General features: G+C 73.5%; 20 protein-coding genes and 1 riboswitch. Of the genes, 5 read left to right on the top strand and 15 right to left on the bottom strand.

Annotated elements, in window-relative coordinates; all coding sequences use genetic code 11:
* Positions 1-114: 114 nt before the first annotated feature.
* Positions 115-552 (top strand): DsbC family protein, encoded by a 438-nt coding sequence (locus OHA34_RS01300; RefSeq protein WP_285943753.1) that lies wholly within the window; start codon positions 115-117, stop codon positions 550-552.
* A 31-nt stretch (positions 553-583) separates the two neighbouring features.
* Here OHA34_RS01300 and OHA34_RS01295 read toward each other — a convergent pair whose 3' ends face one another.
* Both OHA34_RS01295 and OHA34_RS01290 read right to left on the bottom strand, forming a co-directional pair.
* Complete coding sequence (locus tag OHA34_RS01295) at positions 584-1,186, bottom strand: GNAT family N-acetyltransferase (protein WP_285943754.1); 603 nt, start codon at positions 1,184-1,186, stop codon at positions 584-586.
* Positions 1,187-1,205: 19 nt separating this feature from the next.
* Complete coding sequence (locus OHA34_RS01290; protein WP_329520431.1) at positions 1,206-1,901, bottom strand: carboxymuconolactone decarboxylase family protein; 696 nt, start codon at positions 1,899-1,901, stop codon at positions 1,206-1,208.
* 270 nt (positions 1,902-2,171) lie between these two features.
* On the opposite strand from OHA34_RS01290, the gene OHA34_RS01285 reads away from it, so the two are divergent.
* The gene (locus tag OHA34_RS01285) at positions 2,172-2,954 is read left to right on the top strand and encodes a class I SAM-dependent methyltransferase (protein WP_329520430.1); all 783 of its coding nucleotides are present in this window, start codon (positions 2,172-2,174) and stop codon (positions 2,952-2,954) included.
* Between the two features lie 74 nt (positions 2,955-3,028).
* Here OHA34_RS01285 and glyA read toward each other — a convergent pair whose 3' ends face one another.
* The 7 genes from glyA to gap form a co-directional block, all read right to left on the bottom strand.
* Positions 3,029-4,300 carry a serine hydroxymethyltransferase gene (gene glyA, locus OHA34_RS01280; RefSeq protein ID WP_329520429.1) on the bottom strand — a complete coding sequence of 424 codons (1,272 nt, stop codon included), beginning with the start codon at positions 4,298-4,300 and terminating at the stop codon, positions 3,029-3,031.
* A gap of 76 nt (positions 4,301-4,376) precedes the next feature.
* A riboswitch (ZMP/ZTP riboswitch) is annotated at positions 4,377-4,461 on the bottom strand.
* A 39-nt stretch (positions 4,462-4,500) separates the two neighbouring features.
* Entirely contained in the window at positions 4,501-5,124 is a 624-nt protein-coding gene (locus OHA34_RS01275; protein WP_285943759.1) for a class I SAM-dependent methyltransferase, read from the bottom strand.
* Between the two features lie 220 nt (positions 5,125-5,344).
* The gene (locus OHA34_RS01270; RefSeq protein WP_285943760.1) at positions 5,345-5,719 is read right to left on the bottom strand and encodes an RNA polymerase-binding protein RbpA; all 375 of its coding nucleotides are present in this window, start codon (positions 5,717-5,719) and stop codon (positions 5,345-5,347) included.
* 91 nt (positions 5,720-5,810) lie between these two features.
* Complete coding sequence (secG, locus tag OHA34_RS01265; RefSeq protein WP_285943761.1) at positions 5,811-6,041, bottom strand: preprotein translocase subunit SecG; 231 nt, start codon at positions 6,039-6,041, stop codon at positions 5,811-5,813.
* Positions 6,042-6,205: 164 nt separating this feature from the next.
* The gene (tpiA, locus tag OHA34_RS01260) at positions 6,206-7,000 is read right to left on the bottom strand and encodes a triose-phosphate isomerase (RefSeq protein WP_285943762.1); all 795 of its coding nucleotides are present in this window, start codon (positions 6,998-7,000) and stop codon (positions 6,206-6,208) included.
* 3 nt (positions 7,001-7,003) lie between these two features.
* Positions 7,004-8,191: a phosphoglycerate kinase gene (locus tag OHA34_RS01255; RefSeq protein ID WP_329520428.1), complete on the bottom strand. Its 1,188-nt coding sequence runs from the start codon at positions 8,189-8,191 to the stop codon at positions 7,004-7,006.
* A 73-nt stretch (positions 8,192-8,264) separates the two neighbouring features.
* On the bottom strand, positions 8,265-9,269 hold the full coding sequence (gene gap, locus OHA34_RS01250; RefSeq protein ID WP_285943765.1) for a type I glyceraldehyde-3-phosphate dehydrogenase: 1,005 nt from the start codon (positions 9,267-9,269) through the stop codon (positions 8,265-8,267).
* A 233-nt stretch (positions 9,270-9,502) separates the two neighbouring features.
* On the opposite strand from gap, the gene OHA34_RS01245 reads away from it, so the two are divergent.
* From OHA34_RS01245 to OHA34_RS01235, 3 genes are read left to right on the top strand one after another with little or no spacing between them, the layout of a single operon-like run.
* On the top strand, positions 9,503-10,363 hold the full coding sequence (locus OHA34_RS01245) for a hypothetical protein (RefSeq protein ID WP_329520427.1): 861 nt from the start codon (positions 9,503-9,505) through the stop codon (positions 10,361-10,363).
* A complete protein-coding gene (locus tag OHA34_RS01240; RefSeq protein ID WP_329520426.1) occupies positions 10,360-11,658 on the top strand; it encodes a hypothetical protein in 1,299 nt (432 codons plus the stop codon). Before OHA34_RS01245 ends, OHA34_RS01240 begins: the two co-directional genes overlap by 4 nt.
* Positions 11,648-12,847, top strand: a complete 1,200-nt coding sequence (locus OHA34_RS01235) for a hypothetical protein (RefSeq protein WP_329520425.1) — start codon at positions 11,648-11,650, stop codon at positions 12,845-12,847. Before OHA34_RS01240 ends, OHA34_RS01235 begins: the two co-directional genes overlap by 11 nt.
* Positions 12,848-12,884: 37 nt before the next feature.
* Here OHA34_RS01235 and whiA read toward each other — a convergent pair whose 3' ends face one another.
* The 6 genes from whiA to OHA34_RS01205 form a co-directional block, all read right to left on the bottom strand.
* Positions 12,885-13,865, bottom strand: coding sequence for a DNA-binding protein WhiA (gene whiA / locus OHA34_RS01230; protein ID WP_285943770.1), 981 nt, complete (start codon positions 13,863-13,865; stop codon positions 12,885-12,887).
* A gap of 110 nt (positions 13,866-13,975) precedes the next feature.
* Entirely contained in the window at positions 13,976-14,149 is a 174-nt protein-coding gene (locus tag OHA34_RS01225; protein WP_285943771.1) for a hypothetical protein, read from the bottom strand.
* A 341-nt stretch (positions 14,150-14,490) separates the two neighbouring features.
* Entirely contained in the window at positions 14,491-14,919 is a 429-nt protein-coding gene (locus tag OHA34_RS01220; protein ID WP_329520424.1) for a DUF3224 domain-containing protein, read from the bottom strand.
* A 364-nt stretch (positions 14,920-15,283) separates the two neighbouring features.
* A complete protein-coding gene (locus tag OHA34_RS01215; protein ID WP_329520423.1) occupies positions 15,284-15,676 on the bottom strand; it encodes a radical SAM protein in 393 nt (130 codons plus the stop codon).
* Positions 15,677-15,753: 77 nt separating this feature from the next.
* Entirely contained in the window at positions 15,754-15,957 is a 204-nt protein-coding gene (locus OHA34_RS01210) for a hypothetical protein (RefSeq protein WP_329520422.1), read from the bottom strand.
* A gap of 195 nt (positions 15,958-16,152) precedes the next feature.
* Positions 16,153-16,662 (bottom strand): hypothetical protein, encoded by a 510-nt coding sequence (locus OHA34_RS01205; RefSeq protein WP_329520421.1) that lies wholly within the window; start codon positions 16,660-16,662, stop codon positions 16,153-16,155.
* Positions 16,663-16,871 lie beyond the last annotated feature (209 nt).

Genomic DNA, 16,871 nt, shown 5'->3' with positions numbered 1-16,871 from the left:
CGGCTTCCCCCGGATCGATCGGGTTCCGTCACCTCCGGCACCCCCGGCCCGCCGATTCGGACGTTCTCCCTCCGGGTATATGGCCTGTCAGTATCCGGTGGAGGGGGAACCGACATGGCAGACCTGCGCTTCGAGGAGCTGCCGCTCGACCTGGCGTTCACCGACGCACGCGGCGACGGGCGCCGCCGGCTCGCCCTCTTCGGCGACCCGGAGGACCCCTTCACGCGGGAGCTGGTGCGCGACCACCTCGCCGGCATCACCGACGTGACGGTGTACACCCTCCTGCTGCCGCTGGAGATCTACCCGGACGCCGACCGGACGACCCGGCTGATCTGGGGTTCGCCGGACCGCACCGGCGCCTGGTACGACTGGATGACCGGCGGGGCCAGGCCGCCCGGCCCGCCCGACCCGCACACGCCCATCGCGCGGCTGCGGCTGGCCGCCGAGGAGATCGGCGTGGACGCCACCCCGACCCTGGTCTTCGCCGACGGCACCATGATCGCCGGAGCGACCCCCGCCGCCGAGATCGAGCGCCTCCTGGCCTCCGCCTGAACACGGGCGTCCGGAGCGTCCTGAGCCCGGCTCAGGCTCCGATGCTGTGCCCCGAGCCGAGCCACCGCACCCGGTCGGCCGCGTAGTACGCGGCGCCGTCCGGGCCGTCCGGGCCGTCGAGGCCCCCGCGCCAGGGCCGCATCCCCAGCCGTTCGGCGACCTCGGCGGAGACCGCGCTGCCCCGGTCGATCTCGGTGGTGACCCGGTGCAGCCCGACGACGCCGAAGGCGTAGTCGAGCACCGCCTGGGCGGCCTCGGCGGCCAGGCCCTGACCCCACCGGCTCGGCTCCAGGCTGTAGAGGATCTCGACGCCGACACCGCGGTCGACACCGCGGTCGACCGGGCCGTCGTGGCGGCGCAGCCCGGCGACGCCGAGCAGCGCGTCGCCGCCCACCGCCGCGTCGATCCCGGCGGCGCGCGCGGCCGGGCGCAGCGCCCACAGGCCGTACCCCTCGACGGCGAAGTCCCGCTGGCTGGAGGAGATGATCTCGGTGACCTGCCCCGGCGAGATCGTCCGGTCGCCGAGCAGGTGCCGGCGGACCTCCGGCCCGCTCAGGTGCGCCAGCAGCGCCCGGTGGTCGCTCATGCTCAGCGGATGCAGCGCCAGCCGTCCGGTGCGCAGGACGTCGCTCATGGTCGCGGTCTCCTCACGACTACCCCGGCTCGGCATCGGTCCGCCACGCCTGGACCGGCTCGGCGTCCGTCCCCCAGTCAGGGGCGGGCTCGCCGTCCGGCACGCCCACCCGGAACACCCGCAGCTGCATCGCCAGCGCGGCGTAGTAGCCGACGAGCGTGACCAGCTCGACGACGGCGGCGCGCCCCAGCGTCGCCACCGCCTCGGTGTACACCGCGTCGCCGAGGTCGCGTTCGGCGGCGAGCTGCCGCGCCGCCTCGTGCACCACCCGCTCGCGCACATCGGCGAGCAGCGGCGCCCGGCCCTCGCGGAGCGCGGCCGTCTCGTCCGGGGTGAGGCCGGCGCGGTGGCCGATCCGCTCGTGCGCGTACCACTCGAAGTCCGACCGCAGGTGCGCGGCCACCGCCAGCGTCGCGATCTCCCGCTCCCGCTTGGTGAACGCGGTGCGGAAGCGCAGCGCGGCCCCGAGCTCCTGGAGCGGCAGCCCGACGGCGGGGCTGTAGAGCATCGCGTTGAACGGCCCGTGCAGCCGCCCCGCGCCGTCCATCATCTGGAACGGCGGGACCCGGCTCGCGCGGGGGCCACCGGTCACCGCCTCGTACACCTCGTGCTGCTCCTCACCGAGCGCGCCCGGACGGAGCAGCGGGAGCCGCGTGCCCAGCGGATCGCGCGGAGGTCGATCGTTGACGTGCTCACCGCTCAAGGGGTCGATCACTTACCGCACGCTAGGCCGTCCGCGCGGGCGCCTCAACCCCCCGTCCGAAATGTGAAACCACTGGCACAGGTTGACGTAGCGGTTACGTAACAGGCGCACGCGACCGCGATGGACGCCCGTGACAGGGCACGCCACGACCGCGAGGGGACGGTGCCATGCCGCACCTGCGCATCCGCGCCGGGACCGGGGACGCGCCGGACCTCCCGGCCGGCCCGCCGACGGGACCGCTCCCTGGCGCCCTGACCGGGCGTCCGGTGGAAGGATGGCCGGGTGACCGGCATCTATGACGATCCCTGGGCCTACGAGCTGGCCTGCTCGTTCCGCGACGTGCCCGCCGAGGTCGGTGTGCTGCTCGGGTGGTGCGCGCGGCACCGCGCCGGGTACGGGCCCGTCCGCACCGTGCTGGAGCTGGCCGCCGGCCCCGCCGAGCACGCCCGCGAGTTCGCCCGCCGCGGGCCGGCCGCGACCGCGCTCGACCTGCACCCGGCGATGTGCGCCTACGCGGCGCGCGCGGCGAAGGACGCGGGCGTCGAGCTGGAGGTCGTCCAGGACGACATGACGACCTTCGCGCTCGGCCGCCGGTTCGACCTGGTGGTGACCATGCTCGACTCCACCTCGCACCTGATGACCCTGGACGCCTTCACCGCGCATCTGGACCGCGCAGCCGCACACCTGGCCCCGGGCGGCCTGTACATCGTGGAGATGTCCCACCCGCGCGACCGGCTGGGCGACGCCCCGAGCGTCAGCACCGACTGGACGGTCGAGCGCGGCGGCACGCACGCGACCGTCCGGTGGGGCGAGCCCTCCGACCGGCTCGACCCGGTCACGCAGATCGCCGACGACCACGTCACGATGACCGTCACCGAGGACGGCGGCGCGCCCCGGGTCATCCGCGACGTGGTCCCCTACCGGTTCTGGACGGCGACCGAGCTCGCCGCCGCCGTCCGCCTCTCCGGCGCGCTGGAGCCCGTCGGGCGGTACGGGGACTTCGCCGACATCGCGCTGGACGACCCGGCCGCCTGGCGCATGATCACCGTGTTCCGCGCCCGGTAGCCGCGCCGTCCGGGCGGGGGTGCCCGCGTCCGGGGCACCCGCGGACGCCGCCGCGCCCCCGCCCGCCCGCCCGGTCAGGGCGCGGGCGCCCAGCCCGGGATCGGGTACGCGGCGAGCATCTCGCGGATCTCGGCTGCGGTGCGGGTCACCGTCGCCTCGTCCTGCTTCCCGGCCGCCGTCACGACCGCGTCGATCCACTCCGCGAGCTGCGGCATCCGCTCCTCGGTGAGGCCGCGGGTGGTGATCGCCGCGGTGCCGATCCGCAGCCCGGACGGGTCGAACGGCCTGCGCGGGTCGAACGGGACGGCGTTGTGGTTGAGCTCGACGCCCGCCCGGTCCAGGGCCTTCGCCGCGGGCTTGCCCGGCACCCCCTTGTTCGTGAGGTCGATGAGGATCAGATGGTTGTCGGTGCCGCCGGACACCAGGTCGAACCCGCGCTCCAGCAGCGCGGCGGCCAGGGCCCGGGCGTTCGCGACGATCTGCCGGGCGTACCCGCCGAACCCGGGGCGGGACGCCTCGTCCAGCGCGACCGCGATCGCGGCGGTGGTGTGGTCGTGCGGGCCGCCCTGGAGGCCGGGGAAGACCGCCTTGTCGATCGCCGCGGCGTGCTCGGCCGTCGACATGATCATCGCGCCGCGCGGGCCGCGCAGCGTCTTGTGCGTGGTCGTGGTGATCACGTCCGCGTGCCCCACCGGCGACGGGTGCGCGCCACCGGCGATCAGGCCCGCGATGTGCGCGACGTCGGCGGCGAGGACGGCGCCGGCCTCCCGGGCGATCTCGGCGAACGCCGGGAAGTCGATCGTGCGCGGGATCGCGGTGCCGCCGCACCAGATCAGCTTCGGCCGCTCCTTGAGGGCCAGGTCGCGGACCTGGTCCATGTCGACCCGCCCGTCGGCGGCGCGGACCTCGTAGCGCACCGGGGTGAACCAGCTGCCGGTGGCCGAGACCGGCCAGCCGTGGGTGAGGTGGCCGCCCATCGGCAGCGACAGGCCGAGCACTGTGTCGCCCGGCCGCAGGAACGCCATGTAGACGGCGAGGTTGGCGGGCGACCCGGAGTAGGGCTGCACGTTGGCGTGCTCGGCGCCGAACACGGCCTTGGCCCGCTCGACGGCCAGCAGCTCGATCGGGTCGACGTTCTGCTGGCCCTCGTAGTAGCGGCGGCCCGCGTAGCCCTCGGAGTACTTGTTGGTCAGGACGGACCCGGTGGCCTCCAGCACCGCGGGCGAGACGTAGTTCTCCGAGGCGATGAGCCTGATCTTCTCGAACTGGCGGCGGGCCTCCGCCTCGATCAGCCCGGCGATCGCCGGGTCCTGGTCATGCAGGTGGGGTAGGGGCGGTTGGTGCACGACAGCCTCCGCGCTTCACGCCGGGGGCGCGAACGCGGAGCCCGGACGCGGGTCGCGGGCACCCCCGGCTGAGGGTCCCGTACACCCAGGCGCGCGGTGTGCGGACTGCTTCGCTCCCCGGTGGTCGTGTCCACCTTGACTGCGCCAGTCGCGTCCGGCCAGCATAACGGGCCCGGCGGCCCGGCGGCTCTGCGCCCGGGTCAGCACGGCACGGCGCGGCCGATGACCCGGGGCGCCACCACCGACAGCAGCGCCGTCGCCGGGAACACCAGCCTCCTGCGGGACTCCACCCGGTAGCCCGCGCGCTCCAGCGTGGCCAGGGTGTCGCGGTTGCAGTGGCAGCCGCCGTTCAGCCGGGGCCACACCCGGTCGACCAGGTCCTGGCGGCGCCCGTACCCGCCGTCGGCGCGGACGTGCTCGTAGAAGCGCAGCTCGCCGCCGGGCCGCAGGACGCGGCGGAACTCGGCGAGCGCCGCGTCCGGGTCGGACACCGAGCAGAGCACGCCGGAGACGACGACCGCGTCGGCCGAGGCGTCGGCGGCGGGGACGTGCTCGGCGGTGCCGTCGGTCACCCGGATGACGTCGCCGGCCTCCCGCGCCGCCGCCGTGCCGGCGCGCCCGCGCAGGAACGGCTGGGGCTCGACGGCGACGACCTCGCGGACCTGGGGCGGGTAGTGCCGGAAGTTCAGGCCGTTCCCGGCCCCCACCTCCACCACCCGGCCGGTCAGTCCCGCGAGCAGCTCGCGGCGCAGCGCCGCCTGCCCGCGCTTCTCGGCTCGGCCGGCGGCCAGATCGAAGAAACGGGCGAAGAGTGTGTTGGCCATTCCCTGATCATCGGCGATCGGAGGCGGGAACGGAACCGGCCCCCGGCAGCGAGGCGGCCCGCCGCCTCCACACGGAGGCGACGGGCCGGACGGGAGGGGCGGGCCGGACGGACCGGCCGGCGGGGCGAACCGCCTGGCAGGCGGCCCGGCGCGCGGGCCTGAGGCCCGGCGCACGGGCCCGGAGGCGCGCCGGGCGCACGTCCCGGCGGGCGGACGGAGATCAGCTCCGGCCGGCGGCCTCCAGAGCCCTCTTGACCGCGGCGCGCTTGTCGCGGAGCTTGGCGAGAGCCTCCTCCAGGATGGCCTCGCCGTCCTCGTCGCTGCGCCGCTCCTTCACGTACGCCAGGTGCGTCTTGTAAGGCTCGGTCTTCGGCGGGGCCGGAGGGTTCTCCGAGTCCTGGCCGGCGGGGAACCCGCAGCGCGGGCAATCCCACGTCTCAGGAACCGCGACGTCGGTCGCGAAGCTGGGACGGGTCTCGTGCCGGTTGGCGCAGTAGAAGGTGACCCAGACCCGGGGCGCCGCGTCCCCGCGCTCGGCCTCCCCCATCGGACCGGCCCCGACACGGCTGCCCCGAATCGCGTTGCCACTACCCACGGACTACTCCTCGTTAAGTGTGCCGCCGCCGTCTCCACCTGTGCGGTCGGCGCGGCGATCGTACGTATCTGCGGGCCGGGCCCGCCGGCGCCTAGCTCTTGAACAGCAGGCCGAGCACGATGATCGAGGCGAACCAGATCACACCGGTGCCGACCGTCAGGCGGTCCAGGTTGCGCTCCACCACCGACGAGCCGCCCAGGGACGACGAGATGCCGCCGCCGAACATGTCCGACAGGCCCCCACCCTTGCCCTTGTGCATCAGGACGAGGACCACCATCAGCAGGCTCGTGACGATGAGCACGATGGACGTTGCGATGATCACAGTTCAGCGCCTTCTCTGGGCCGTCCCCCGCGGTCGGCGGGGTTGGACATGGTCACGGTCGGAGGATCGAGCCGGGCGTTTACCCGTCAGGTACGAAGGGTACGACGAACTCCCCGCTGGTTCGGCATGAACCCCCCGGTCGCCACCGAATTGATCAGTTTTGATCAGACCGGCAGGTCTCGGTACCGGCAGATCTTGACGAACTCGCCCGGGTCCAGGCTGGCACCTCCGACCAACGTGCCGTCCACGTCGGCCTGGGCCATGATCCCGGCGATGTTGCCGCCCTTCACCGACCCGCCGTACAGGATACGCACCTCGTCGGCCACTCCGCCGTCGTAAAGCTCGGCGAGCCGGGTCCGGATCGCCGCGCAGACCTCCTGCGCGTCCTGCGGGGTCGCCACCTCGCCGGTGCCGATCGCCCAGACCGGCTCGTAGGCGATCACGGTCCGGCGGGCCTGGGCCGCGGTGATCTTCTCCAGCCCGCCGTCGATCTGGGCCAGGCAGTGCGCGACCTGGCCGCCCGCCTTGCGGACCTCAAGGCCCTCGCCCACGCACAGGATCGGGGTGATGTCGGCGCCGAGCGCGGCCCGTGCCTTGGCGTTGACGGTCGCGTCGTCCTCGGCGTGGTACTGCCGGCGCTCGGAGTGCCCGACGGTGACGTAGGAGCAGCCGAGCTTGGCCAGCATCGCCGCGGAGATCTCGCCGGTGTAGGCGCCGGAGGCGTGCTGGGAGACGTCCTGGGCGCCGTAGCCGATCGCGAGCCGGTCGGCGTCGATCAGCGTCTGCACCGACCGGATCGCGGTGAACGGCGGCAGCACCACGGCGTCGACGGCGTCGTAGTCGGCCTCCTTGAGGGCGAAGGCCATCTTCTGGACCAGCGCGATCGCCTCGAGGTGGTTGTTGTTCATCTTCCAGTTCCCGGCCATCAGCGGCTTGCGGGAAGGGGTGGTCTGGGCCATGCGTCAGTCCTCCAGAGCCTTGAGGCCGGGCAGCGTCCTGCCCTCGAGGTACTCGAGGCTGGCACCGCCGCCGGTGGAGATGTGGGAGAAGGCGGCCTCGTCGAAGCCGAGCTGCCGGACCGCCGCGGCGGAGTCGCCGCCGCCGACCACGGTGAACGCGCCGGAGTCGACCAGGCCCTGCGCGACGGCGCGGGTGCCGTGCGCGTACGGTTCCATCTCGAAGACGCCCATCGGGCCGTTCCAGAAGACCGTGCGGGCGCCAGCGAGCCGGGAGGCGAACAGCTCGCCCGACTCCGGGCCGATGTCGAGGCCGAGCCGTCCGGCCGGGATCGCGTCGGCGGCCACCACGTCGTGCTCGGCGTCCGCGGCGAAGGCGGTGGCGGCCACGATGTCGACCGGCAGCACGAACTCCACGCCCGCCTCCTCGGCGCGGCGCAGGTAGTCGCGGACGGTGCCGAGCTGGTCCTCCTCGAGCAGCGACCCGCCGACCTCGTGGCCCTGGGCCTTGAGGAAGGTGAAGACCATGCCGCCGCCGATCAGGATCCGGTCGGCCTTGCCCAGCAGGTTGTCGATCACGCCGAGCTTGTCGGAGACCTTGGAGCCGCCGAGCACGACCGCGTAAGGCCGCTCGACGTCCTCGGTGAGCCTGCGCAGCACCGCGACCTCGGCGGCGATGAGCCCGCCGGCCGCGTGCGGGAGGCGGGCGGGGACGTCGTAGACGCTGGCGTGCTCGCGGTGCACGGCGCCGAACCCGTCGCCGACGTAGACCTCGGCGAGGCCGGCGAGCCGGTCGGCGAACGCGCCGCGCTCGGCGTCGTCCTTGCTGGTCTCACCGGGTTCGAAGCGCAGGTTCTCCAGCAGCGCGACGCCGCCGTCCGCCAGGCCCCCGGCGGTGGCGTGGGCGGACTCGCCGACCACGTCGGCGGCGAACGTCACGCCGGTGCCGAGCAGCTCGCCGAGCCGGGCGGCGATCGGGGCGAGAGACAGCTCAGGCCTGACCGTCCCCTTGGGGCGGCCGAGGTGGGCGCAGACGATGACCTTGGCGCCCCTGCCCCGCAGCGCCTCGATGGTGGGCACCGCGGCCCGGATCCGCCCGTCGTCGGTGATCCGGCCGTCCTGGAGGGGGACGTTCAGATCGGCGCGGACGAGCACCCGCCTGCCGCTGACGTCGAGATCGTCGATGGTGCGCATCGAAATGCGAAGTCCTTCCGGATGCACGGCCGCCGTGGCCGCACGGGTCGCGCGGCCACGGCGGAGGGGCGGGTCAGAGCTGGGAGCCGACGAGGGTGACGAGGTCGGAGAGGCGGTTGGAGTAGCCCCACTCGTTGTCGTACCAGCCGACGACCTTGACCTGGTCGCCGATGACCTTGGTCAGCCCGCTGTCGAGGATGCAGGAGGCCGGGTCGGTGACGATGTCGGAGGACACGATCGGGTCCTCGGTGTAGGTGAGGATCCCGGCCAGCGGGCCCTCGGCGGCGGCCTTGAGCGCGCCGTTGACCTCCTCGACGGTGGTCTCGCGGCCCACCGTGACGGTCAGGTCGGTGGCCGAGCCGGTCGGCACCGGGACGCGCAGCGCGTAGCCGTCGAGCTTGCCCTTGAGCTCGGGCAGCACCAGGCCGATGGCCTTGGCGGCGCCGGTGGAGGTCGGCACGATGTTGATCGCGGCGGCCCGGGAGCGGCGCAGGTCCTTGTGCGGCGCGTCCTGGAGGTTCTGGTCCTGGGTGTAGGCGTGGATGGTGGTCATCAGGCCCTTCTCGATGCCGAACGTGTCGTTCAGCACCTTGGCCATCGGACCGAGGCAGTTGGTGGTGCACGAGGCGTTGGAGATCACCGTGTGCGCCGCCGGGTCGTAGGCCCCGTCGTTGACGCCCATCACGATGGTGACGTCCTCGTTCTTGGCCGGCGCCGAGATGATGACCTTCTTGGCGCCGTTGTCGGCGTGCACCCTGGCCTTGTCGGCGTCGGTGAAGAAGCCGGTGGACTCCACCACCACGTCGACGCCGAGGTCGCCCCACTTGAGGTTGGCCGGGTCGCGCTCCTCGAACGCCTTGATCGCCTTGCCGCCGACCACGATCTCGTCCGCGCCGGCCTTCACCTCCTGGCCGAGCCGGCCGAGGATGCTGTCGTACTTCAGCAGGTGGGCGAGGGTGGCGTTGTCGGTCAGGTCGTTGACCGCCACGATCTCGATGTCGGCTCCGCTCGCCTGCACGGCACGGAAGAAGTTACGGCCGATCCGGCCGAACCCGTTGACGCCTACTCGGATGGTCACGGAACGGCTCTCCTCATACGTCGTCGTCCCGCCCGGTCGTTGCCGGGCCGCTGACTGCCTGGTCCGGAGGTCTCCCCCCCACGTCCGACCCTATCTAATGCGGGCCCTGCATCCCGACACCACTGGTGTGGGATATCCGGGTGAGCCCGTCTCCCTCGGATGAGGGAGGCGGGCCGCGGCGGGCAGGCCCGGCCGGTCGCGGCGGCGGCCGGCCGATCAGTATGATCGCGTCCATGCGCCGCGGGTGGTTTGTCCTGATCTTGAGCGGATTGCTGCTCGGCTGCCCGCCCGTCGCGGCCCGTGCCGCCCCCGGGCCCTCCTCCGGAGCCACCCCCGGCGGCGCTTCCGGGTCCGGCTCCACGGCCGGCTCCAAGCCCGGTGCCGGCGCCGTCCCCGCGGCCCGCGCCGAGCATTTGGCCGCGCTGCTGCGCCGCGATCCGGTCTACGTCACCGACCACGCGCCGCGCGCCCTGGCCGAGGACGCCGCGGCGCGGATCAAGGCGTCGGTCCGGCGGCTCGGGGTGCCCGTGTTCGTGGTCGTGACGCCGACGCTGTTCACCACCGAGCAGGACGCGGGCGACCTCCTGCCGCTGCTGCGCGACCACCTGAACCGCGACGGGGTCTACGTGGTGGTCGACCCGAAGGGCGGCGACGGCGCGGCGCGGCAGTACGGCGGCGGCCGGTCGCTCCCCGTCGAGGACGCCTGGTCGGCGACGATGAACGAGATGGCCTACGACGCGGGCGCCGTCGCGGTGGTCGGGCGGCTCGTCGACATCACCCTGTCGGGCCATGCCCGCGAGCGGCGCGAGCGGATGGGCCCGCGCCCCAAGTCCAAGGTCCGGATCCGGCTGGACGAGCACGACCGGTCGGAGCGGCGGGCGGCGCGGAAGGAACACGGCGCGCTCGCGGCCGGGGCCGCGATCACCGGCGTCCCGCTGCTCGGCTCGCTGCTGTGGGGGCGCAGGCGGCGGCATCTGCGCGCGGAACGCGCCAGGCTCGCCGACCGCGCGAGGGCCGCCCGGCTCGCGGAGCGGAAGGCCGCCGCCAGGCCCGGCCCGGCGGCACGGCGGAAGAACCGGAAGAAGCGACGATGAGCCTGGTCCCGGCATCCCTCCGCGCGCTGTGCGCCCCGGCCCTCGCGTCCGCCGTCCTGGCCCCGGCGGCCCCGGCCGTCGCGAGCCCGGCACGGGACCCCATCCCCGCCTACGCCACCCGGAGGCTGGAACGGGTCGCGGGCGCGCTCGCCAAGGACCCTCTGTTCGTCGACCCGGACATGGCCGCCGCGCTGGACCGGGCCGACCGCGCCCGCGTCCGGGCGGCCATCGGCGCGGCGGCGCGGCAGATCGGCACGCCGGTGTTCGTCGTGGTGATCCCGAACCCGGCCGAGTCCGAGTCGGAGGGCCACGACGGGGCGTTCCTCAGCCTCCTGCACGACCGGACGCACCGCGACGGCCTCTATCTGATGGCCAATTCGCACGCCTGGTTCAACGCCGTGGGGTACGGCGTGCCCCGCGAGGTCTCCTCCTACGAGGAGGGCGAGGCCAAGCGCGATTCCGAGCACCCGTTCAACGGTCTCGCCGGGCGGCTGGTCGCGCGGCTCGACCTCTACCGGAACCGGCCCGCCACGACCCCGCGCGAGCCCTACGCGCCGTCGCGCCCGGACGCGTTCGGGGAGGAGAACCGGTGGGAGCCCGCAGAGGCCGAGATCACGGGTCCGCTGCTGACCGGGCTGCTGCTGGCCGGGCCGTTCGGGGCGCTGGCCCTCTACGGTCTGGGGGCGGGCGGCCTCTTCCTGTGGCGCCGGCGCGGCACGCGCGGCCCGGTGAGCCTGGACAAGAACGCGACGCCGGTCGAGTCGCACCCGGGCGCACCGGCCCGGCCGAGCGTGAAGTGGCTGGTCCGTACAGGGGCCAAGGAGCTCGAGCGGCTGCGCCTCATGCTCTCCGAGGCCGGGGATCCTCCCGGCCGGGGATTCGCCGTCACCGCCTACGACGCCGCGAAGATCCTCTACGACGACGCGGCGGCGGGCCGGGACCGGGCGCTCGACCTCGTCGGCGCGATCGTGCTGGCCCGGCAGGGGCTCGGGGCCATCGCCCAGAAGACCGCGAGCCCGCCGCCGCCCTGCTTCGTGAACCCCCTGCACGGCCCGTCCGCCCACCGCAGGCAGGTCCGGCTGGACGGCGAGACGGGGCCGGGCCGGCGCCGTCCGCTGTGCGCCGCCTGCAACGCCAGGCCGGTGGCGGCGCTCGCCCGGCAGGTCCTCGAGGTGTCCGGCCCGGACGGGCCGCGCCCGCATCATGCGGTGCCCGGGGTGTGGCAGGACACCGCGTTCGGCGCCGACGGCAACGACCTGGTCCCCCGCGTACTGGAGTATCTCGGTGTCGAGTGAACCGTCCCCCGGCGAGCGGCTGGCCGCGGCCCTGCGCAGGTCCCCCTTCTACGTGGACCCGTCGCTGGCCTCCGCGGTGCCCGTGGCCGACCGGCGCCGCCTGATCGCGAAGTTCCGCAAGGCGCCGGCGCCGGTGTACGTGGTGCTCGTCCCGCTGGTGAAGGGCGGCACCTGGACCGACGACGAGCAGCTCGCCACGGTGGTGCACGACCGGCTCGGCCGCGACGGCGTCTTCGTCGGCCTCAAGGACACCGGCGACAGCCTGTCGGCCCACGAGTTCGGCGGCGAGCACCAGGCGCGGGACGCCGCCTGGGCGGTCGAGCTGGACCGCGGCATGGACGACGCGTCGCTGGTGGCCCGCCTCTCCCGGTTCGCCGACCTGCTGATCTCGGGCACCGGGACCAGGGAGTACAAGCGGATCTCCAAGGAGATCGACGAGCGCTACCGGTCCCGGCACGGCGGATCGGCGGTGACCGGCGGCGGCGCGGGCGTCCCGCCGGCCGCCGTGGGCGCCGCCGGGGCCGCGGTGGCGGGGATCGCGGGGCTGCTGGTGTGGCGGCGCCGCCGGATGGCCGCCGTCCACCGCGCCGACACCGCCCTGCTCCTGCCGAGGACGGTGTTCTCCACCGCCGGCCGCGCCACCCGGGACCAGCTCCGCGAGCAGGCGTCGCGGGAGGTCATCGCGTTCGGGGAGCTCCTGGACCAGAGCACCGTCGAGACCACCGGCGACCGGGCGCGCACCCTGATGACGCGCGCCCTGGACGCCTACCAGGCGGCGGGCAAGACCCTCGACGCCGCCCGGGGCGTCCCCGACCTGGCCGGCGTCCTGGTCCTGATCGACCAGGGCCGCGACGCCCTGGCCTCGGCGCGCTCCCTCGCCGAAGGCGGCGGCGAGGTTCCGCCGAGCCCCCTGTGCTTCTTCGACCCGCTGCACGGCGACGGCCCGGTGAAGGTCGACTGGCGCCCCGTCGGCACCCGCCGCCGCCTGCGCGTGCGGACCTGCCGGGCCTGCGCCAAGGCGGTGCGGGCCAAGGAGACCCCGGAGATCCTCAAGGACACCCGCGACGGCCGCGAGGTGCCCTACTTCGAGGCCGACCCGGAGCACAGCGTGTGGGCCGAGACCGGCTACGGCCAGCTCCGTGACGATCTGATCCACCGCGTCCTCCGCGGCGACCTCAACAAGCGCTGATCCCCCGTCCTTCTGGGGGTGCCCCGGGCGACCTACCTCACGGGGCGAGCATGTCCGCGGTCAGGTTGGCCTCGGTGCCGGGGATGCCCTGGTCGCCGGCGCGCTTGTCGGCCATGGCCAGCAGACGCCTTATACGGCCCGCGATGGCGTCCTTGGTCAGCGGCGGGTCGGCGAGCTGGCCGAGCTCCTCCAGGGACGCCTGCTTGTGCTCCAGACGCAGCCGGCCGGCGTTGACGAGGTGCTCGGGGGCGTCGTCGCCGAGGATCTCCAGGGCGCGGCCCACCCGGGCGCCGGCCGCGACCGCGGCGCGGGCCGAGCGGCGCAGGTTGGCGTCGTCGAAGTTGGCCAGGCGGTTGGCGGTGGCCCGGACCTCGCGGCGCATCCGGCGCTCCTCCCAGGCCAGCACGCTGTCGTGCGCGCCGAGCCGGGTGAGCAGGGCGCTGATCGCGTCGCCGTCGCGGACCACGACGCGGTCGACGCCGCGGACCTCGCGGGCCTTGGCGTGGATCTTGAGGCGGCGGGCGGCGCCGACCAGGGCGAGGGCGGCCTCGGGGCCGGGGCAGGTCACCTCCAACGACATCGACCGGCCCGGCTCGGTGAGCGAGCCGTGCGCCAGGAACGCGCCGCGCCAAGCCGACTCGGCGTCGCAGGCCGCCCCCGCGACCACGTGCCGGGGCAACCCGCGGACGGGGCGGCCGTTGTTGTCGACCAGACCGGTCTGCCGGGCCAGGGACTCGCCGTCGCGGAAGACACGAACGACGTAGCGGTTGCCCTTGCGCAGGCCGCTCGGCGCGAGCACCACGACCTCGGAGGTGTGCCCGAAGACCTCCGCGATGTCCTTGATCAGCCGCCGCGCCGCCACCCCCGTGTCGATCTCGGCCTCGATCACGATGCGCCCGCTGACCAGGTGCAGGCCGCCGGCGAAGCGCAGCAGCGTGGACACCTCCGCCTTGCGGCAGCACGGTTTCATGACCGTCAGCCTGCTCAGCTCGTCCTTGACCAGACCGGTCATCGCCATGAGATGAACCCTCCCCCTATCGGACTTCCAGCAGTGTGGCCGATTACGGCCCGGCCGGACGTCACTCACCGAATGATTGACCAGAAAATCGCCTGGCCTGCGGACATGTATCACCCGGCCCCCAGCGAGGGCACATTCTGGGCGCAAGCCTCAGCGATCCCGCCCTCCTCGAAGAAGGCTCCCATGACCTTCCGGGCCTCTTCCACGGTGCCCCTGAGGACGTGCATGCAGACCCGCAACGTGCAGGCCGGGTCGGTGTGCCCCATGAAGAGCGAGACCTTCACGATGTCCACCTCCGACGTCAGCCAGTAACTCCCAGCCAGGTGCCGGAGCATGTGCATACCATTCTCTCGTCCTGCCGGGACTCCCACTGCCTCACGGCGGGCAACCACACCCGTTCGTTGAAGCGGACCCGATGCAGCGGCCCGCCGGCTGGTCCACGAACGGCAGCTCCACGGTGTTCGGCGCGCTCGGCGTCGTCTACGCCGTGCCCAACGCGCGCACCTCGGAGCAGCCGCACGGCTGACGAACGCTGACCTGGTCGGCGGGTGGGGAAGCCCACCGACATGGACGCCCCGTCCTCTCCGCTTCAGCGGGAGGGCGGGGCGTCTTCGTCGTGCAGCGCTCAGGCCCCGGACCCCGGGCCGCCCTGGTCGTCGCCCAGCGTGTAGACGAGGGTGAGCACCTGGAACTGGCGCTCCATCGCGCGCCCTGAGATCCCGGCGAGTCCTCCGGTCCCGGAGCCGGGGATGATGCTCCCGTCGCTGCTCTGGTCGTTTCCGTCGGCCCGCCCGTTGTGCTGGATGACGAACGTGCCCTGACGACCATCGAGGGTGCCTTCAATTCGTTCGGAGGCCACGTAGCCGCCCCCCGCAGCGCCTTGTGCTGTGAGCACCTCGGCGACACCTGTGCCGTCGATGGCTCCTCGGTAATGCTTCCGGATCGTGACCCGGGTCAGCTTGGGCCCCTCGGCGGGCTCTTCGTACACCGTCTCCTCAAAGTCAATGATCTCGAAGTGGGCTTCGATAGTGCGCTCTACCTGCTGATCAGCCATAGGCAACAACGCTAGTCCGCCCTGACCACTCGTCTGCCAGGGGTAGCCAGCCGAGGCCGGTCGCCCACATCTGACACGCCTGACGCTGCCCGAGGTGATGTCGATGCGGCGCCAGGTCGCGGGTCGACGTGAAGTACCGGTACGACCTGACCGTCGACTCGGCTGAGAAGCAGGCGCTTACCAAGATGCTCGATTCCTGCTGAGCCCAGTCACACAGAGCCTCTACCCGCGGCGTGAAATGCCTGGCTAGCCGGCAGTTTGTGGTGTTGCCTGACGCCACGGCTCCCGGGGTGGATGATCATGCTCCCCGGGGCCGTGACGGATCAGGTGAGGGTGGCCGTCCAGGACCCCCGGCGCAGGTGGATCACGCCGTCCGGGTCGATGGTGGCGCGGGCCCCGTGCACGGGCAGCGACCCGTCTCGGAGCCACCGGGCGCGGATGTCGTCGAGGACATCCCACAGTCGGCGCGGACCGCCCTGGTGAACTGTCCGAGCGCGAACCGGGCGAGCTCGGCGAACGCGGGGTGCAGGGTCGGCTCGCCGCCGATGAACTGCACGGTGTCGATGGCGGGGTGGGCGGCGGCCTGCTCGATCACCCGCGTCCAGTCCGCCGGCGTCATGGTCCCGGTGCCGCCCGCGGGCCCGGAGTTGCTGTAGCAGTGCAAGCACGCGGCCGTGCACCGCCGGGTGATCTCCAGTTCGAGGAACGCGACGGGCTCGATCCGCGTCGGTGCGGGGATGTCGGTCGTGATGGTCATGCGAACCACCTTCGGCGCGCTGCATCGGTTGGTGCCGCGGCCCCGGGCGCGCGCCAGCAACCCGAGGCCGCGGGGTCTCACGGGCCGACGAGCCGTTTGGCCGCGATCAGTCGGTGGTCGCCGTCCTCGTCGGCCGCGACGAAGAACTCGCGGACCCGGCCGCCCGGGGCGACGCCGCGCCACCACCCATCCGCCTCGCGCAACAGCGTCCCGGCGATCCGGTCGTCCTGGTCGCGGAGGAAGTAGACGCCGTCGTGGCCACGTAGCCGGTACTCCGTCATCACTGCCCTTCCCAAGCGCGGCCGGTGCTCCCCAGGGGGCGGGGGTGTGGAGCACCGGCCGCGCGATCCCCCACCCGGCCGGACGAATTCCCCAGTCCGCCGACCGGGCATCGGGCCGCACGACCCCCACGCGGGCCGTGCGGTGTCGAGCGGGCACGGCGGGTTGCTCCCGGAATGGTTCCGCCGCACCCACGTTCATCGGCGGGCCCGCAGCTTGGACCGCAGCCCCTCGGGACTGCTGGCGGACAGGTCGGAGTCGCGGTTCAGGATGGTGCTCTTCGGTGCGCCGCGGCTTGCCCACCACCGGCGCCCGTCCTCGGTCTCGGTGTCGGTGATGGTCCAGTCGGGGAACTCCGCGCGGACCTCGGCCGCCGCCAGCTCCGCGCTCGCGGCGGCGCCGGCGTGCGCGTCTCCGCCCAGCCGCAGCGCGCCCTTCACCGTCGTGATCGCCTCGAACGGCTTGTCGGCCTCACACAGCCAGATCCCACCCGCCCACGTGAACCACCACCGGTCCCAGTCGCCGGCACGCCGACGGCAATCGAGCCGGACGCCCCGACTGTCCGGACCGTCCGCCACCCGAAGCAGCGCGCTCGTGATCTCGGCGGTGAACCCCTGACCCCGGAAGGCCACGGCGAGACTCGCCAGTAGGGCGGGACCGTCGGGCTCGGGTAGCTCCGCCGTGTCGTCTGAGCGAGTCGTGATCATCGTGACCGTCCTGTGCGATGCGGGTTGTGATCTGGTCACGTCCAGTGAAGTCGTGGCGGGGGTCACACCTCCAGGGGCAAGATGGGGGTGGGAAGGGGTGGGACCGGGTGGTTCTCCCGTCACCGGCGAGAGGTGCATCGCAACATGTCCGCCGATAAACAGGCGATCGGCGTGCGCCTACGGGCAGCGCGTGAGGACCCGCCGTACTG

Source organism: Spirillospora sp. NBC_01491, assembly GCF_036227065.1.
Taxonomy (GTDB): domain Bacteria; phylum Actinomycetota; class Actinomycetes; order Streptosporangiales; family Streptosporangiaceae; genus Spirillospora; species Spirillospora xylanilytica.
Note: the sequence above shows the minus strand (reverse complement) of the source record. Positions and strands in the feature narration are given on the sequence as shown.

What these genes read in the sequence shown, in the direction of transcription:
- OHA34_RS01300 (WP_285943753.1), top strand. Translation starts at nt 115, where the DNA reads ATGGCAGACCTGCGCTTCGAGGAGCTGCCGCTCGACCTGGCGTTCACC.
- OHA34_RS01295 (WP_285943754.1), bottom strand. Translation starts at nt 1,186, where the DNA reads ATGAGCGACGTCCTGCGCACCGGACGGCTGGCGCTGCATCCGCTGAGC.
- OHA34_RS01275 (WP_285943759.1), bottom strand. Translation starts at nt 5,124, where the DNA reads ATGGCCAACACACTCTTCGCCCGTTTCTTCGATCTGGCCGCCGGCCGA.
- tpiA (WP_285943762.1), bottom strand. Translation starts at nt 7,000, where the DNA reads ATGGCCCAGACCACCCCTTCCCGCAAGCCGCTGATGGCCGGGAACTGG.
- OHA34_RS01255 (WP_329520428.1), bottom strand. Translation starts at nt 8,191, where the DNA reads ATGCGCACCATCGACGATCTCGACGTCAGCGGCAGGCGGGTGCTCGTC.
- OHA34_RS01245 (WP_329520427.1), top strand. Translation starts at nt 9,503, where the DNA reads ATGCGCCGCGGGTGGTTTGTCCTGATCTTGAGCGGATTGCTGCTCGGC.
- OHA34_RS01240 (WP_329520426.1), top strand. Translation starts at nt 10,360, where the DNA reads ATGAGCCTGGTCCCGGCATCCCTCCGCGCGCTGTGCGCCCCGGCCCTC.
- whiA (WP_285943770.1), bottom strand. Translation starts at nt 13,865, where the DNA reads ATGGCGATGACCGGTCTGGTCAAGGACGAGCTGAGCAGGCTGACGGTC.
- OHA34_RS01220 (WP_329520424.1), bottom strand. Translation starts at nt 14,919, where the DNA reads ATGGCTGATCAGCAGGTAGAGCGCACTATCGAAGCCCACTTCGAGATC.
- OHA34_RS01215 (WP_329520423.1), bottom strand. Translation starts at nt 15,676, where the DNA reads ATGACCATCACGACCGACATCCCCGCACCGACGCGGATCGAGCCCGTC.
- OHA34_RS01210 (WP_329520422.1), bottom strand. Translation starts at nt 15,957, where the DNA reads ATGACGGAGTACCGGCTACGTGGCCACGACGGCGTCTACTTCCTCCGC.
- OHA34_RS01205 (WP_329520421.1), bottom strand. Translation starts at nt 16,662, where the DNA reads ATGATCACGACTCGCTCAGACGACACGGCGGAGCTACCCGAGCCCGAC.